12 protein-coding genes are annotated in these 16,542 nt (G+C 72.4%); 8 read left to right on the top strand and 4 right to left on the bottom strand.

Annotation, left to right across the window (positions count from 1 at the left end; translation table 11 throughout):
- The first annotated feature begins 105 nt into the window (after positions 1 to 105).
- Positions 106 to 507, top strand: a complete 402-nt coding sequence (locus ACFYO5_RS01650; protein WP_356558947.1) for a DUF3040 domain-containing protein — start codon at positions 106 to 108, stop codon at positions 505 to 507.
- A gap of 624 nt (positions 508 to 1,131) precedes the next feature.
- On the opposite strand, the gene ACFYO5_RS01645 is transcribed toward ACFYO5_RS01650, so the two are convergent.
- From ACFYO5_RS01645 to ACFYO5_RS01630, 4 genes are all read right to left on the bottom strand, one after another.
- The gene (locus ACFYO5_RS01645; RefSeq protein ID WP_388702976.1) at positions 1,132 to 3,654 is read right to left on the bottom strand and encodes a DUF3488 and DUF4129 domain-containing transglutaminase family protein; all 2,523 of its coding nucleotides are present in this window, start codon (positions 3,652 to 3,654) and stop codon (positions 1,132 to 1,134) included.
- Positions 3,651 to 5,024, bottom strand: coding sequence for a DUF58 domain-containing protein (locus ACFYO5_RS01640; RefSeq protein WP_388702973.1), 1,374 nt, complete (start codon positions 5,022 to 5,024; stop codon positions 3,651 to 3,653). Before ACFYO5_RS01640 ends, ACFYO5_RS01645 begins: the two co-directional genes overlap by 4 nt.
- Positions 5,021 to 6,061 (bottom strand): AAA family ATPase, encoded by a 1,041-nt coding sequence (locus ACFYO5_RS01635; RefSeq protein WP_388702970.1) that lies wholly within the window; start codon positions 6,059 to 6,061, stop codon positions 5,021 to 5,023. The genes ACFYO5_RS01640 and ACFYO5_RS01635 overlap by 4 nt, the downstream gene beginning before the upstream one ends.
- 174 nt (positions 6,062 to 6,235) lie before the next feature.
- Positions 6,236 to 6,793 carry a beta-class carbonic anhydrase gene (locus ACFYO5_RS01630; RefSeq protein ID WP_388702968.1) on the bottom strand — a complete coding sequence of 186 codons (558 nt, stop codon included), beginning with the start codon at positions 6,791 to 6,793 and terminating at the stop codon, positions 6,236 to 6,238.
- Positions 6,794 to 7,221: 428 nt separating this feature from the next.
- Between ACFYO5_RS01630 and rsmH the strand changes: the two genes are divergently transcribed.
- From rsmH to murD, 7 genes are all read left to right on the top strand, one after another.
- Complete coding sequence (gene rsmH, locus ACFYO5_RS01625; RefSeq protein WP_356558937.1) at positions 7,222 to 8,223, top strand: 16S rRNA (cytosine(1402)-N(4))-methyltransferase RsmH; 1,002 nt, start codon at positions 7,222 to 7,224, stop codon at positions 8,221 to 8,223.
- 73 nt (positions 8,224 to 8,296) lie between these two features.
- Positions 8,297 to 8,884 carry a septum formation initiator family protein gene (locus ACFYO5_RS01620; RefSeq protein WP_388702965.1) on the top strand — a complete coding sequence of 196 codons (588 nt, stop codon included), beginning with the start codon at positions 8,297 to 8,299 and terminating at the stop codon, positions 8,882 to 8,884.
- Between the two features lie 5 nt (positions 8,885 to 8,889).
- Positions 8,890 to 10,842, top strand: coding sequence for a peptidoglycan D,D-transpeptidase FtsI family protein (locus tag ACFYO5_RS01615; RefSeq protein ID WP_388702962.1), 1,953 nt, complete (start codon positions 8,890 to 8,892; stop codon positions 10,840 to 10,842).
- A gap of 128 nt (positions 10,843 to 10,970) precedes the next feature.
- Positions 10,971 to 12,626, top strand: a complete 1,656-nt coding sequence (locus tag ACFYO5_RS01610) for a UDP-N-acetylmuramoyl-L-alanyl-D-glutamate--2,6-diaminopimelate ligase (protein ID WP_388702959.1) — start codon at positions 10,971 to 10,973, stop codon at positions 12,624 to 12,626.
- Between the two features lie 4 nt (positions 12,627 to 12,630).
- Positions 12,631 to 14,061: a UDP-N-acetylmuramoyl-tripeptide--D-alanyl-D-alanine ligase gene (murF, locus tag ACFYO5_RS01605; protein ID WP_388702956.1), complete on the top strand. Its 1,431-nt coding sequence runs from the start codon at positions 12,631 to 12,633 to the stop codon at positions 14,059 to 14,061.
- Entirely contained in the window at positions 14,058 to 15,131 is a 1,074-nt protein-coding gene (gene mraY, locus ACFYO5_RS01600) for a phospho-N-acetylmuramoyl-pentapeptide-transferase (RefSeq protein ID WP_356558925.1), read from the top strand. The genes murF and mraY overlap by 4 nt, the downstream gene beginning before the upstream one ends.
- Positions 15,113 to 16,540, top strand: a complete 1,428-nt coding sequence (gene murD / locus ACFYO5_RS01595; protein WP_388702952.1) for a UDP-N-acetylmuramoyl-L-alanine--D-glutamate ligase — start codon at positions 15,113 to 15,115, stop codon at positions 16,538 to 16,540. The genes mraY and murD overlap by 19 nt, the downstream gene beginning before the upstream one ends.
- Positions 16,541 to 16,542: the final 2 nt, after the last annotated feature.

Here is a 16,542-nt window from a genome sequence, read left to right as displayed (position 1 = left end):
GGTTGGCCAATTGGCGTAGAGGGGCGGGTTTCACGGGGGCGATTCCCTGCCTATCCTGAAGGGACCCCCGGGTCGCCCCGGCGACTGCACGATGAGGAGGACTCCGTGCCGCTCTCGGAGCACGAGCAGCGCATGCTCGAGCAGATGGAGCGAGCGCTGTACGCCGAAGATCCCAAATTCGCGTCGGCGCTTGAGGGAAGCGGGCTGCGTACGTACACCCGGCGCCGGGTCTACCAGGCGGTCGCGGGCTTCCTCGTGGGTATCGCGCTCCTCATGGCCGGTATGGTCGCCCAGCAGGTATGGCTCAGCGTGGTGGGCTTCCTCGTCATGCTGGGATGCGCGGTCCTCGCGGTCACCGGCTGGCGTAAGGCCCCCAAGCCGGGCGAACAGCCTGCCGGGACCCCGCAGGCACGCGGTCAGGGACGGCCGAAGCGCTCCGTGATGGACCGGATCGAGCAGCGCTGGCAGCGCCGCCGGGACGAGCAGGGTGGCGGCCAGGGCCACTGAGGCCGGGCCGAACAGAGACGTTGTGAGGGGGTGACCACCCGGACCGGGTGGTCACCCCCTCACGCATGTCCTGTCCCGTGCGGAGGAGCGGCCGGAGACCGCGGAGGAGCGACCGCAGACCGCGGAGCTGGGACGGCGTCTGCGCCCCCTGCTCGGACCGGACAGCGCTCGGTCCCCGCTGCGGAACCCCTCCCGGAGCGGGGGTCGAACTCTTCCGACTAGGCCTGCCAGGCCTAGTCGGCGAAGCCTGCACGGCGAGGCCTCGCCGACTAGGCCTCCACGGCTATGCCGCCAGCGGCCCGCCTCCGGCCGTCCGGTCAGCGGCCTACCAGGCGCAAGCGGTCCACCGGGCGTCCGCGTCCCGGCCGAGTGTCAGCGGTCCACCGAGTGTCAGCGTCCCACCAGGCGCCAGCGTCCCCCAGGCGCCAGCGCCCCACCGGGCGTCCGCGTCCCACCGGGCGTCCGCGTCCCACCGGGCGTCCGCGTCCCACCGAACGCCAGCGCCCCGCCGAACCCCATCGCCCCACCGGGCGTCCGCGTCCCGGCCGAGCGTCAGCGCCCCACCAAAGGTCAGCGCTCACCGAGCGCCAGCGCCCCGGCCGAGCGTCGGTGGTCCACCGAATGTCAGCCGTCCGGCTGAGCGTCGGTCGTCCCGCGGCCCGGCCGTATCCGATGTGTCAGGGCCGTCAGTCGAACCGACCAGGTCGCCTTGACCGCCGTCCACCGGTCGCTGAGGTCCCACACCGCGCGGATGGCCGAACGCGGTGCCACGACAGCGCGCAGCCGGGTGCGCCGGCCCGCCCGTGCCCGCAGGCCCAGCCGCAGCCTGCGCACCTCCTCGGCCAGTCCGGGCGCGGCCTGCGGCTGCGGGGCGAACAGCACCTGCTCCACCGCGCCCGCCACCCGGTGCACCGATCCGGCCACCGCGTCGTCCAGCTCGCCGAGCCGGACGATCCGGGCGGCCGCCCGGCGGGGCGTCAGGGCGTCGTCGGGTGGGATCCCGTAGTCCCAGGCCGTGTCGGTCAGCTCGCGCCAGACCGCCAGGACATGCGCGACGGCCGCCTCGGTGACCTCCTGCGACGGCACGTCCGGCAGAACCGCCGGGCCGTCGTCGGTCGTCGGCTGCCCGACGCCGGCCGCCCGTGGTCCGGGGCCGGACCGGCTCGCCGCGGCGGTACCGGTGTGCTGAGCCGAGGCCAGCCGCACCGACCGCCGTCTCAGCCGCCACAGCATCGGCAGCAGCAGCACGACCAGCGCCGCGAGCCCCAGGCCCGTCCAGCCGGCGATCTCGTACCAGGGCGGGCCGCCGCCGCCCTGGTCCGCCTGGTCCGGCGGCAACGCGCCGAGGCAGCCCTGGAGCCTCTCGTCGTCCGAGGTGCAGCTGGTGCTCGCCGACGGCTCGGCCGACGGCGCGGCGCCCGCCGAGCGCGAGGCCTGCGGCAGGTCCGGGACGGCACTGCCCGAGGTGTCCGGCAGCGTGTACGGAGGCGTCGTCCCCCGGGTCGGGGTCGGCTCGAAACGGGTCCAGCCCACGCCCTCGAAGTACAGTTCCGGCCACGCGTGCGCGTCCTTCAGGCTCACCGCGACCGAACCGTCCGACTGGGGGGAACCGGGCGCGAAGCCCACCGCCACCCGCGCCGGAATGTCGAGCGTGCGGGCCATCGCCGCCATCGCGAACGAGAAGTGCACGCAGAAGCCCTGTTTGTCCCGCAGGAAGCGGGCGATCGCGTCCTTGCCGGTGCCGACCTTGACCTCGGTGTCGTACGTGAAGCCGCCCGTCACCGCGAACCAGTCCTGGAGCTTCACCGCCCGCTCGTAGTCGTTCGACGAGCCCTCGGTGATCCGGCGGGCCGTCTGGGACACCACGGCCGGCAGGGTGTCCGGCACCCGCGTGTACTCGCCGCGCAGCGCACCGCGTGCCCCGGGCGCGGAGGCCAACTGTTGCGCGGTCGGCTGCACCTGAAGGCTCTTGACCTCGTAGGTCCTGCCGCGCGTGGTCTGGCGGTGGTCGCCGACCACGGTCATGCCGACCGGCTCGTACCGCCATCTGCCGCTGACCCGCACACCGCTCGGCGGGTACGGCATCGGCAGCCAGTCCTGGGCGTACCAGTCGGCGGCCGACACCCGGGTGGTGATCTCCGTACGCCGGATGTCCGCGCCCAGGCCGGGCGGGTTGGGCAGATCGTCGGGCACGGCGACGACATCGCGCTTCGACGGCTGCCAGGTGGTGCCGTCGAAGTCGTCGAGGGAGACGATCCGCAGATACAGGTCCGAGAGGTCGCCGGAGTTGGTGCGCAGGGTCAGGACCGTGCGGTCCTCGTCCACGTTCAGGCTGTCGCGCAGCGACACCAGGGGGTTGACCGCGGAGATCGTGCCGCCGCCGCCGATGCCCTGGCCGACCCCGGTGCCCGCGCCGTCCAGCAGACCGCCGTCGATCGCGGGCAGAGGCAGCAGCGGCACCGCCAGCGCCACACCCAGGGCGGCCGCGCCGATCCGCCGCCCGGTGCGGACCGGGGCCGCCGGGCCGGACTGCCGGCCCGGGGCGGGCGAGGCGCCGCCGAAGACGCGGCCCCACTGCGAGAGCCGCTCCCGGCCCTCGGCCAGCAGCAGCATGAGATAGCCGCCGCCGGCCACCAGGAACCAGAGCCAGTCGGTGCCTCCGTCGGACAGTCCCGCGGCGACCGAGTACAGGGCGAGCAGGGGAAGACCGGCCGGTGCCGCGTTGCGGTAGGTCACCGCGAGGGTGTCCACCGCGAGGCCGATCAGCAGCACACCGCCGACCATCATCAGCCGGATGCCGTCGGAGAGCGGGGCCGGTATCGCGTAGCGCCCCACGTCGTCGGTGCCCGCACGGAGCAGGTCGGCGAAGTGCTGGAAGGCCTGCGGGCCGGGGACGAGCCCGGCGAGGGCCTGCTCCCGGGCGAAGACCAGGGTGAGCAGCGCCAGCGTGACCAGGGCCTGGGCCAGCACGGTCAGCGGCCGGGCCAGCGGCACCCGCCGGGTGGCCGCGCCGACCGCGCACTGGACGGCAAGCAGGACGGCCGCCAGGAGGATCCACGAGGTCTGCTGGACCAGGGGCAGCAGGGCGGAGGCGGCCATCAGCGTGGCCGCCGCGGAGCACAGCGTCAGTCGGGCCCGCCCGCTCATGACCCCGCCCCCCTTCCGCTCGGCCCGCTCGCCGTCACGACACCCGAACGCTCCCGGTCCGCCTGCCGCCACAGCTCGTCCAGCGGAGCGCCGCGCGGCACGCTCACGGCCGTCCAGCCCGCCTCGCGCAGCATCCGCAGCCGCTCCTCCTGCCTGGTCATCGGATGGGACACGGCATTCGGTTCACGCACCCAGCTGTCGCCGTCCAGGAGGAAGGCGACGGCGCCCCCGCTGCGCTGGCGCATCCTGGCGGCCACCGCGGCCTCCTCCTCGTCGAGGTCGCCGAGGAAGGCCACCAGCAGTCCCTCGTCGCCTCCGCGCAGCACGTCGTAGGCGGGGGACAGGCCGGTGCCGTCGGAGTGGTCGATCACCGCGAGGGTGTCCATCATCAGGCCGGCCGCGTCGGCCGATCCCTGGCCGGCCCCGGCGAAGCCCTCCGCGCCCTCCCCGGGCACCGAACTGCCGGTGTCCGTCAGCAACCGCACGGAGAAGCCCCGCTCCAGCATGTGCACCAGGACGGACGCGGCGCCCGAGACCGCCCACTCGAAGGCCGAGTCGGGGCCCGCGCCCCGGTAGGCGAGGCCGCGGGTGTCCAGCAGCACCGTGCAGCGCGAGCGCTGGGGCTGCTCCTCTCGGCGCACCATCAGCTCGCCGTAGCGGGCGGTGGAGCGCCAGTGCACACGGCGCAGGTCGTCGCCGTAGCGGTAACCGCGCGGGATGGCGTCGTCCTCGCCGGCCAGCGCCAGTGAGCGCTGTCGCCCGTCGCCGTACCCCTTCGCCTCGCCGCCCAGCCGGACCGGCGGCAGGGCCGTCACGCGCGGGACGACCGTCAGGGTGTCGTGCGTCGAGAAGGAGCGGGTCAGCTCGCACATCCCGAACGGGTCGTTCAGCCGCAGTTGGAGCGGGCCCAGCGGATAGCGGCCGCGCAGGTCGGAGCGGACCCGGTAGGAGACCTCGCGGCGCCCGCCCGCCTCGACCCGGTCCAGGACGAAGCGGGGGCGGGGGCCGAGGACGTAGGGCACCCGGTCCTGGAGCATCAGCAGGCCCGTGGGCAGCCGGGAGACGTTGTCCATCCGCAGATGGACGCGGGCCTCACTGCCGGCGGGCACGCGCGCGGGGGACAGCCGGCGGCTGCCGGCGACCCGGTAGCGGGTGCGGTAGACCACGGCCGCGCAGACCAGCGGCAGCGCGGTCAACAGCAGCCCGACCCGCAGCAGGTCGGGCTGGCCGAGGACATAGGCGCAGACCGCGGCGGCGACACCGGCCGCCAGGAAGGAGCGGCCACGGGTGGTGAGACCGGCCAGGGCGGTGCGGGCGCCGCCCTGCTCCCCGCGGTCCGCCTCCGCCCGTCCGGCCACGCCGGTGGTCATCCGAGCCTCCGCGGCGGCTGCTGGCCGTACGCCTGCGCGCCGTTGCCCAGGCCGAAGCCGCGCTGCGGCTGGGGGCCCGCGGGCACCGGGGTGCGCTGGATGATCTCCTCGACGACCTGCTCCGAGGTGCGGCGGTTCAGCTGGGCCTGGGCGGTGGGCAGGAGCCGGTGGGCCAGGACGGCCACGGCGAGGTTCTGCACGTCGTCCGGCAGCGCGTAGTCCCGGCCGCTGAGGGCGGCGGACGCCTTCGCCGCGCGCAGCAGGTGCAGCGTCGCGCGCGGGGAGGCACCGAGTCTGAGGTCGGGGTGCGTGCGGGTGGCGGAGACCAGGTCGACCGCGTACCGCTGGATCGACTCGGCCACATGGACGCCGCGGACCGCCTCGATCAGCTTGAGGATCTCGTGCGCGTGCGCCACCGGCTGGAGGTCGTCCAGGGGGCTCACCCCGCCGTGGACGTCGAGCATCCGAAGCTCGGCCTCCGGGCTGGGGTAGCCGATGGAGACCCGGGCCATGAAGCGGTCGCGCTGGGCCTCGGGCAGCGGATAGGTGCCCTCCATCTCCACCGGGTTCTGGGTGGCCACGACCATGAACGGGCTGGGCAGCTCATAGGTCTGCCCGTCCATGGTGACCTGGCGCTCCTCCATCGACTCCAGCAGCGCGGACTGGGTCTTGGGAGAGGCGCGGTTGATCTCGTCGCCGATCACGATCTGCGCGAAGATCGCGCCCGGCTTGAACTCGAAGTCCCGGCGCTGCTGGTCCCAGATGGACACGCCCGTGATGTCCGACGGCAGCAGGTCGGGCGTGAACTGGATGCGCCGGACCGAACAGTCGATGGACCGCGCCAGTGCCTTCGCCAGCATCGTCTTGCCCACGCCGGGGACATCCTCGATCAGAAGATGTCCCTCGGCGAGAAGCACTGTCAGAGAAAGCCGTACGACCTCGGGCTTGCCCTCGATCACTCCCTCCACCGAACTGCGGACTCGCTCCACAGTGGCGGTCAGATCCGTAAGGCTCGCACGCTCGTCATAGGTCGTCACCCGGCCCTCCTCGGCCCGTTCTTTCCGGGCCGACGCTCTGCGACGCGGACCGGCCCACCCCGAAACACGGACACCACGCGGGAAATGCTCAGCGTGACGTCACTCCCGCATTCTTGCTGCCGTTACCGTTTCGTGTCACTCGCCTGTGGACAACTGACAGCGATATGTCAGGTCCTAGGACTTTTCGGTGGGGTCGATCTCCCTCAGCAGGCCCGTCCTCACGTCGAAGACGAAGCCTCGTACGTCGTCGGTGTGCACGAGGAAGGGCGAGGTGCGCACGCGCTGCATCGACTGCCGCACGTCCTGGTCGACGTCCCGGAACGCCTCCACCGCCCATGCCGGACGCTGCCCCACCTCCATCTCCAGATCGTGGCGGAACTCCTCGGTGAGGGATTCCAGGCCGCAGCCGGTGTGATGGATCAGGACCACGCTGCGGGTGCCGAGGGCACGCTGGCTGATCGTGAGGGAGCGGATCACGTCGTCGGTGACGACGCCACCCGCGTTGCGGATGGTGTGACAGTCGCCGAGTTCGAGGCCGAGGGCGTCGTGCAGGTCGAGGCGGGCGTCCATGCAGGCCACCACGGCCACCTGCAGCACGGGGCGTGCGTCCATTCCCGGGTCGCTGAAGGCGGCGGCATAGCGCCGGTTCGCCTCGACCAGGCGGTCGGTGACCGTACCGCCAGTGGGTATGGCGGCCTCGGAGCCGGTGGGTACCGATGCGGAAGTCGTCATACCCATGACGTTACTGGTCACAAGCGCTCCGGTCGCGTGGTGAGAAGGGCAAAAGAACGCCATCCCGGCCCCGTGTGAGGTAATCCACACGAGTGGTGGGAGGACGGCCGCAGGAGTGATTTTCCCGTAATCGCCGCTTCGCACGCCTACCGGACCACGACGCGCAGGCCGGTTGATTGACCGCGAGACAGGGTGGACTAAAGTGACGCGAAGCGGGAGGCGGTGATCTCCCCGCTGGACTGAAACTCCCGAGAGACCCCGGCGCGGCCGCCGGTGATCTCCCCGCGTGCGCGGCGCGTACGTACGGCTCGGCCTCCTCCCGCTCCCGGTCGGCTGACGCTTCCGGCGCCGGCGGACCTCCCCTACTTCGAGCGGGCGGGGACCCGGCGGTGCGTACGGGCCCGTGGATCTGAGAGGGCCCAGGATCAATGGGGCGCGAAGCGCATTCGAATGAGGGCGATGGCGGGCGACGGGAGGGACAGGGGCGACACGTCCCGGTGATGCTCCAGCGCTGCTTGGACCTGTTGGCCCCTGCCCTCCAGCGGCCCGGAGCGGTGGTCGTCGACTGCACGCTCGGCCTCGGCGGACACAGTGAGGCCCTGCTGACCCGGTTCCCGGAGGCCCGCCTCGTCGCGCTCGACCGCGACAAGGAGGCACTGCGGCTGTCCGGCGAGCGCCTCGCGGCCCACCAGGACCGCGCCACCCTCGTGCACGCCGTCTACGACGAGCTTCCCGAGGTCCTCGAACGGCTCGGCATCGCGCGCGTGCAGGGCGTCCTGTTCGACCTCGGCGTCTCCTCCATGCAGCTGGACGAGGCCGACCGCGGCTTCGCCTACGCCCAGGACGCCCCGCTCGACATGCGCATGGACCAGACGACGGGCATCAGCGCCGCCGAGGTCCTCAACACCTACCCGCCGGGCGAACTGGTGCGCATCCTGCGGGCGTACGGCGAGGAGAAGCAGGCCAAGCGGATCGTCTCCGCGGTCGTGCGCGAGCGGGAGAAGGAGCCGTTCACCAACAGCGCCCGGCTCGTCGAGCTGATCCGGAACGCTCTGCCGCAGGCCGCCAAGCGCACCGGCGGCAACCCGGCCAAGCGCACCTTCCAGGCGCTGCGCATCGAGGTCAACGGCGAGCTGTCGGTCCTGGAACGGGCGATCCCGGCCGCCGTGAAGACCCTCGACGTCGGCGGGCGGATCGCCGTGCTGTCGTACCACTCGCTGGAGGACCGCCTGGTCAAGCAGGTGTTGACGGCCGGCGCCGCCACCACCGCGCCGGCCGGACTGCCCGTCGTCCCCGAGCGCTACCAGCCGCGCCTCAAGCTGCTCACCCGAGGTGCCGAACTTCCCACGGAGGAAGAGGTCGCCGAGAACCGGCGGGCCGCCCCGGCGCGGCTGCGCGGGGCCGAACGCATCAGGGAGGACGTCGAGTGACGGGCGTGCGGCGGGCAGGCCGGGGAACATCCCGGCCCAGTGGGTTCGTGACCGACGGCCCAGGGGAGGGCGAGTGAGCAGGAAACCCCGGTTGAAGGGGCGGGCCGCCCGGCTCGCGCGGCTCTTTCCGGCCCGACCGCGACAGGCGGCGCGCACACCGTTCGTCCTGCTCGTCGTGGTGCTGCTCGGCGGCGGCCTGATCGGCCTGCTGGTGCTGAACTCCGCGCTCAGCGAGAACTCGTTCAAGATGGACGACCTGCAGAAGGACACCAAGAACCTCACCGACGAGGAGCAGGCGCTCCAGCGGGACATCGACGCCTACTCGGCCCCGGACGCCCTCCAGCGCCGCGCCCGTGAACTGGGCATGGTGCCCGGCGGCGACCCGGCCTTCCTCGACCCGGACGGCACCGTGAAGGGGGTCCCCTCGCCCGCCGCCCTGGGTTCCGCGACGGACACCCCGGTCGCCGTACGGCCTCCCGAGGCCATCGCGACCCTGCCGGCCCTCCCGTCGGCCGGCACCCCGACCGCCACCCCCACCGGTGGTCCGGCGGCCATCGCCCCGGATGCGGCCGGGCCCGACCCGGCGGCGACCGCCGGCGGCGGCTCCCCGACCGCAGCCGTTCCCCCGACCGCAGCCATTCCCCCGACTCCCGGCAGGTGACGGAAGTGTCCGACAGGGAACCGCCGCGCCGGCGCGTGCCCGGCCCCGCCCGCCCCGCCTCCGCCCAGCGCAGGCCGCGACCCGGAACCCGCCCCGTCCGCCGCCCGGCAGCCGCGCGGCCCGCGGCCCCCCGCGTCATCCGGCTCGGCAGCCCGCGCCCCCGGCTGCGGCTGGTGGGCCTCGCGCTGGCCCTGGTGATGATCGCCTTCGTGGTCCGACTGCTCCAGGTGCAGGCCGTCGACGCCGGCACCTACGCCGCCAAGGCGGAACAGAACCGGTACGTCGGCCAGATCCTGGCGGCCGAGCGCGGCGAGATCACCGACCGCTCCGGCGTGGCACTCGCCTCCAGCGAGGACGCCTACGACATCACCGCCGACCCCACGATGTTCGCGCCCGGCCAGCTGAAGGTCCAGGACGGCCCCGAACAGGCGGCCGCCCTCCTCGCGCCGATCCTCGGCCAGGAGCAGACGGCGCTCGTCAAGAAGCTGCGCCCCGCCAACGCGAACGCGCGCTACGCCAAGCTGGCCGGCCGGCAGACCCCGCAGGTCTGGAAGCAGATCAAGGACCTGAAGTCCGCGCTCGCCACCAAGGCCGAGTCGGACCCGGCCACGGTCAACGTCCTGGCCGGCGTCTTCTCCGTCCCCAGCAGCAAGCGCGTGTACCCCAACGGTGAACTGGCCGCCGGGATACTGGGCTGGGTGAACGCCGAGGGAAAGGGCGGCGGCGGCGTCGAGCAGCAGCTGAACACCACCCTGGCCGGCAAGGACGGCAAGATCCGCTTCGCCCAGTCCGGCGGCCGCCAGGTCCCCACCGCGGGTTCCAACGAGACCCCGGCCGTGCCCGGCTCGGACGTCGAGCTGACGATCGACCGGGACATCCAGTGGGCCGCGCAGAACGCCATCACGGAGCAGGTGAAGGAGTCCCGGGCGGACCGCGGCTACGTCATCGTCCAGGACACCCGCACCGGTGAGATCCTCGCCCTGGCCAACTCGCCCGGCTTCGACCCCAACGACCTGTCCAAGGCGAGTTCCGAGGCCCTCGGCAACGCGGCCCTCCAGGACGCCTTCGAGCCCGGCTCCACCGCCAAGGTGATGTCGATGGCCGCCGTACTGGAGGAGAACGCCGCCACGCCGCTCACGCACGTCACCGTGCCCAACCGGCTGCACCGCGGCGACCGGCTGTTCCAGGACGACATCGACCACGCCACCTGGTACCTCACGCTCAACGGCGTACTCGCCAAGTCCAGCAACATCGGCACGATCCTGGCGACCGGCCAGCTCGGCAAGACCCAGGCGCAGGCGAACCAGACCCTCTACTCCTACCTGCGCAGGTTCGGCATCGGCAGTGACACCGGGCTCGGCTTCCCCGGCGAGACGAAGGGCATCCTCGCGGCGCCCGGCGACTGGTCGACCTCGCAGCAGTACACGATTCCCTTCGGGCAGGGCGTGTCCATCAACGCCCTCCAGGCGGCCTCCGTCTACTCGACGATCGCCAACGGCGGGGTCCGCGTCGAGCCGAGCCTGGTGCGCGGCACCAAGGGCCCCGACGGCCGTTTCACCCCCGCCGAGGCCCCCCGGAAGACCCGGGTGGTCAGCCAGAAGACGGCCAAGTCCCTCGCGCAGATGCTGGAGTCGGTGGTGGACGACGAGGAGGGGACCGGTACCAAGGCGCGTATCCCCGGCTACCGCGTGGCGGGCAAGACGGGTACGGCGAACCGCGTGGATCCGGCCACCGGCAGGTACCACGGCTACACCTCGTCGTTCGCCGGGTTCGCGCCCGCCGACAAGCCCCGGGTGACGGTCTACTGCGCCATCCAGAACGCCACCGCGGGCAGTTACTTCGGCGGCCAGATCTGCGGCCCGATCTTCAAGAAGGTCATGGAGTTCTCCCTGAAGACGCTCCAGGTCCCGCCGACCGGGGGCAAGCCCGCGAACCTCCCGGTCTCTTTCGCCCCCTGACGCAGCCGGCAGCCGGCGAGCCGCCCGGCAAGCCGGCCCGCCCGCCCGTCCGCCCGCCGTCCGTCCGCCCGCCGCCCGTCCTGTCCGCCCGCCAGTGTTCAGCGCCGAACCAGCCAGGGAACCAGCCCGTGACCATGATCACTCCCGATCCCGCGAACCAGGCACCACCCGCCGCCTCACTTCGCTCCGGACCAGCCGCGCCCGGTACGCTCACCGGCGTGCCACACGCCGATCATCCCCAAACCACTCAGAAGGGCGCTTCCGTGACATATCCGGGGCCGCCGCGACCGGTTCACGTCTCCGCCACACCCCTGGCGGAGCTGGCCGGCCAACTGGGTGCCGAGCAGCCGGAGAGCCCCGCGGAGGTCACGGGCATCACCCACGACTCACGCGCCGTCCGCCCCGGCGACCTGTACGCCGCCCTCCCGGGCGCCCGCCTGCACGGCGCCGACTTCGCCACCCAGGCCGCGGGCCTCGGCGCCGTCGCCGTGCTGACCGACCCGGCCGGCGCCGGGCGGGCCGCCGCCACCGGCCTGCCCGTTCTGGTCGTCGACGACCCGCGCGGACGGATGGGGGAGCTGGCGGCCACGATCTACGGCCACCCCGGCCGCGAGCTGCTCCAGATCGGCATCACCGGCACCTCCGGCAAGACCACCACCGCCTATCTCGTCGAGGGCGGCCTGAGGTCGGCCAGGACCACCGGGCTGATCGGCACCGTCGAGATGCGCATCGGCGACGAGCGCGTGAAGTCCGAGCGCACCACCCCCGAGGCCACCGACCTCCAGGCCCTGTTCGCCGTCATGCGCGAACGGGGCGTCGAGGCGGTCGCGATGGAGGTATCCAGCCACGCCCTGGTCCTCGGCCGGGTCGACGGCTGCGTCTTCGACATCGCCGTGTTCACCAACCTCAGCCCGGAACACATGGAGTTCCACTCCGGCATGGAGGACTACTTCCGGGCGAAGGCGCAGCTGTTCACGCCGCTGCGCAGCAGGCTCGGGGTGGTCAACCTCGACGACGAGTACGGCCGCCGGCTGGCCGGCGAGGCCACCGTCCCGGTGGTCACGTTCTCCGCCGAGGGCCACCCCGACGCCGACTGGCGGGCCGTCGACGTCCAGGTCGGCCCGATGGACTCGACGTTCACCGTCCTCGGCCCCGACGGCGCGCGGATCTCCGCGAGGTCGCCGATCGCCGGCCCCTTCAACGTGGCCAACAGCCTCGGCGCGATCGTGGCCCTCGCCGCCGCCGGGCTCGACCCGCAGACCGCCGCCGACGGCGTGGCCGCCGTACCGGGCGTGCCCGGCCGGCTGGAGCGGGTGGACGCCGGACAGGACTACCTCGCGGTCGTCGACTACGCGCACAAGACGGACGCCGTCGAGTCGGTGCTCAAGGCGCTGCGCAAGGTCACCAAGGGCCGGCTGCACGTGGTGCTCGGCTGCGGCGGCGACCGCGACACCACCAAGCGGGTCCCGATGGGCGCCGCGGTGGCCCGGCTCGCCGACACCGCCGTACTGACCTCCGACAACCCCCGCTCCGAGGACCCCCTCGCGATCCTCGCCACGATGCTCCAGGGCGCCGCGTCCGTGCCGGCCCACGAGCGCGGCGAGGTGCAGCTGTTCGAGGACCGGGCCGCCGCGATCGCCGCGGCCGTCAGCCGGGCGCGTCCCGGCGACACCGTGCTGGTCGCGGGCAAGGGCCACGAGCAGGGCCAGGACATCGCCGGTGTGGTCCGTCCCTTCGACGACCGCCAGGTGCTTCGCGAAGCTATCCAGAACACCCAGGGATGAACTTGTGATCGCCCTCTCCCTCGCCGAGATCGCAGCAGTCGTCGGCGGGCAGACGTACGACATACCGGATCCGTCCGTCCAGGTCACCGGGCCCGTCGTCCGGGACTCCCGCGAGGTGGCGCCCGGCAGCCTCTTCGTCGCCTTCGTCGGCGAACGGGCGGACGGCCACGACTACGCGCGGGCGGTCGTCGAGGCGGGCGCGGCGGCCGTACTGGCCTCGCGCCCCGTCGGCGTGCCCGCGATCGTCGTGGACGACGTCCAGACGGCACTCGGCGCCCTCGCCCGGCACGTCGTGCGCACGCTCGGCACGACCCTCGTCGCCCTCACCGGCTCGGCCGGCAAGACCAGCACCAAGGACCTCATCGCCCAGGTCCTGCGGCGCAAGGCGCCGACGGTGTTCACCCCCGGCTCGCTCAACAACGAGATCGGGCTGCCGCTGACCGCCCTGACCGCCACCGAGGAGACGAAGTTCCTCGTGCTGGAGATGGGCGCCCGCGGCATCGGCCACATCCGCTACCTCACCGATCTGACGCCACCGAGGATCGGCCTGGTGCTGAACGTCGGCAGCGCCCACATCGGCGAGTTCGGCGGCCGCGAGCAGATCGCCCAGGCCAAGGGCGAACTCATCGAGAGCCTCCCGCCGGCGAGCGAGGGCGGCACGGCGGTCCTCAACGCCGACGACCCCCTGGTCCGCGCCATGTCCTCCCGTACGAAGGCGAAGGTGGTCCTTTTCGGAGAGTCCGACGAAGCGGACGTACGCGCCGAGAACGTGAGACTCACGGACACCGGACAGCCCGCCTTCAGGCTTCACACACCCTCCGGTGCAAGCGATGTGACCATGCGCCTGTACGGTGAGCACCACGTGTCGAACGCGCTCGCCGCGGCCGCCGTCGCCCATGAGCTGGGCATGTCCGCGGAAGAGATCGCCCTCGCGCTCTCCGAGGCGGGCTCCCTCTCCCGCTGGCGTATGGAGGTCACCGAGCGCCCGGACGGCGTGACGATCGTCAACGACGCCTACAACGCGAACCCCGAGTCCATGCGAGCCGCCCTGCGCGCGCTCGCCGCAATGGGCAGAGCCTCACAGGCGAAGGGGGGCCGTACGTGGGCGGTGCTCGGCAAGATGGCCGAGCTGGGGGACGAGGCGCTCGCCGAGCACGACGCGGTCGGACGGCTCGCCGTCCGGCTCAATGTCGGCAAGCTCGTCGCGGTCGGGGGCAGGGAAGCCGCCTGGCTGCAACTGGGCGCATACAACGAGGGTTCGTGGGGTGAGGAGTCGGTGCACGTGTCCGACGCACAGGCGGCTGTCGACCTGTTGCGCAGCGAGTTGCGCCCGGGAGACGTCGTACTCGTGAAGGCGTCCCGTTCGGTCGGTCTGGAGAGCGTCGCGCAGGCGCTGCTCGCGACCGGTGCCGAGGGTGAGGGCGTCGCCCGATGATGAATCAGATCCTGTTCGCCGGTGTCATCGGCCTCTTCCTGACGCTGGTCGGCACGCCGCTGCTGATCAAGCTGCTGGCGCGCAAGGGGTACGGCCAGTACATCCGCGACGACGGCCCGCGCGAGCACGCCAGCAAGCGCGGTACGCCGACCATGGGCGGCATCGCCTTCATCTTCGCGACGATCGCCGCGTACTTCCTGTCCAAGGTGATCACGGGCAAGCCGCCGACCTACTCGGGTCTGCTGGTGCTCGGCCTGATGACGGGCATGGGTCTGGTCGGTTTCCTCGACGACTACATCAAGATCGTCAAGCGGCGTTCGCTGGGTCTGCGGGCCAAGGCGAAGATGGCCGGCCAGTTGATCGTCGGCATCTCCTTCGCGGTGCTGTCGCTCCAGTTCTCCGACTCCCGCGGCAACACCCCGGCCTCCACGAAACTGTCGTTCATCACGGACTTCGGCTGGACGATCGGCCCGGTGCTGTTCGTCGTCTGGGCGCTGTTCATGATCCTCGCGATGTCCAACGGCGTGAACCTGACGGACGGTCTGGACGGGCTCGCCACCGGCGCCTCCGTCCTCGTCTTCGGCGCGTACACGTTCATCGGCGTCTGGCAGTTCCAGGAGTCCTGCGCCAACGGCGAGACCCTGACCAACCCCAGCGCCTGTTACGAGGTGCGCGACCCGCTGGACCTCGCGGTCATCGCCTCCGCGCTGATGGGCGCCTGCCTCGGCTTCCTGTGGTGGAACACCTCGCCGGCCAAGATCTTCATGGGCGACACCGGTTCGCTGGCGCTCGGCGGCGTGCTCGCGGGTCTCGCGATCTGCTCCCGCACCGAGCTGCTGATCGCCCTCCTCGGCGGCCTGTTCGTCCTGATCACGATGTCGGTGGTCATCCAGGTCGGTTCCTTCAAGCTCACCGGGAAGCGTGTCTTCCGGATGGCACCGCTCCAGCATCACTTCGAACTCAAGGGCTGGTCCGAAGTCCTCGTCGTGGTCCGTTTCTGGATCATCCAGGGCATCTGCGTGATCGTCGGACTGGGCATCTTCTACGCGGGATGGGCAGCGGAAAAGTGACCGACTGGCAGGGGAAGAACGTCACCGTCGCCGGGCTCGGCGTCTCCGGCGTCCCGGCGGCCACGGTGCTGCACGGGCTCGGCGCGAACGTCACCGTCGTGAACGACGGCGACGACGCACGCGCGCGTGAGCAGGCCGCGGAGCTTCGGGAACGGGGCGTCACCGTGCGCCTCGGTGACGGGGCGACCCTGCCGGAGGGCACCGAGCTGATCGTCACCGCGCCCGGCTGGAAGCCGGACAAGCCGCTGTTCGCGGCGGCGGCCGCGGCCGGTGTGCCGGTGTGGGGCGACGTCGAACTCGCCTGGCGCCTGCGGGCACTGGACGGCAGGGAACCGGCCCCCTGGCTCTGCGTGACCGGCACCAACGGCAAGACCACCACCACCCGGATGCTGGCGTCGATCCTGGAGGCGGCCGGTCTGCGTACGGCGGCCGTCGGGAACATCGGCGTCTCGCTGCTGGACGCTGTCCTCGGCGAGGAGCGCCACGACGTCCTCGCCGTGGAGCTCTCCAGCTACCAGCTGCACTGGGCGCCCTCCCTGCGCGCCCACTCGGCCACCGTGCTCAACCTCGCCCCCGACCACCTCGACTGGCACGGCTCCATGGAGGCGTACGCCAAGGACAAGGGCCGTGTCTACGAGGGCAATCGGGTCGCCTGCGTCTACAACGTGGCCGACAAGGCCACCGAGGACCTGGTGCGCGACGCGGACGTCGAGGAGGGCTGCCGGGCCGTCGGCTTCACGCTCGGCCCCCCCGGCCCCTCCCAACTCGGCGTGGTGGACGGCATGCTGGTCGATCGCGCCTTCGTCGAGAACCGGCAGAAGAACGCCCAGGCGCTGGCCGAGGTCTCCGACGTCAACCCGCCGGCCCCGCACAACATCGCCAACGCGCTCGCCGCGGCGGCCCTCGCGCGCGCCTTCGGGGTGCCCGCCACGGCCGTACGGGACGGGCTGCGGGCCTTCACCCCGGACGCCCACCGGATCGCCCACGTGGCCGACCTGGACGGCGTCGCGTACGTCGACGACTCCAAGGCCACCAACACCCATGCCGCGGAAGCCTCGTTGGCGGCCTACGGGTCGATCGTGTGGATCGCGGGCGGGCTCGCCAAGGGGGCGACCTTCGACGAGCTGGTCGCCAAGTCGGCGGAGCGGCTGCGCGGGGTCGTGCTCATCGGCGCCGACCGTGCCCTGATCCGTGAAGCCCTGGCGCGACACGCCCCGCAGGTACCGGTCGTCGACCTCGACCGGACCGACACTGGGGCGATGCTCGCGGCTGTCCAGGAGGCCCGCGGACTCGCCGTCGAAGGCGACACCGTACTGCTCGCCCCGGCCTGCGCCTCCATGGACATGTTCGTCAACTACAACCAGCGCGGTGACGCGTTCGCGGAGGCCGTTCGCGAACTCGGCGCCTGACC

The sequence above is a fragment of the Streptomyces sp. NPDC006259 genome, from assembly GCF_042870975.1.
Lineage (GTDB): Bacteria > Actinomycetota > Actinomycetes > Streptomycetales > Streptomycetaceae > Streptomyces.
The sequence above is the reverse complement of the archived record's forward strand: the minus strand, read 5'-3'. Positions and strand labels throughout refer to the sequence as shown.

Excerpts from the sequence above, each read along its gene's own strand:
- ACFYO5_RS01640 (WP_388702973.1), bottom strand. The coding sequence starts at position 5,024 with ATGACCACCGGCGTGGCCGGACGGGCGGAGGCGGACCGCGGGGAGCAG.
- ACFYO5_RS01645 (WP_388702976.1), bottom strand. The coding sequence starts at position 3,654 with ATGAGCGGGCGGGCCCGACTGACGCTGTGCTCCGCGGCGGCCACGCTG.
- ACFYO5_RS01630 (WP_388702968.1), bottom strand. The coding sequence starts at position 6,793 with ATGACGACTTCCGCATCGGTACCCACCGGCTCCGAGGCCGCCATACCC.
- murD (WP_388702952.1), top strand. The coding sequence starts at position 15,113 with ATGGGCAGCGGAAAAGTGACCGACTGGCAGGGGAAGAACGTCACCGTC.
- rsmH (WP_356558937.1), top strand. The coding sequence starts at position 7,222 with ATGGGGCGCGAAGCGCATTCGAATGAGGGCGATGGCGGGCGACGGGAG.
- mraY (WP_356558925.1), top strand. The coding sequence starts at position 14,058 with ATGATGAATCAGATCCTGTTCGCCGGTGTCATCGGCCTCTTCCTGACG.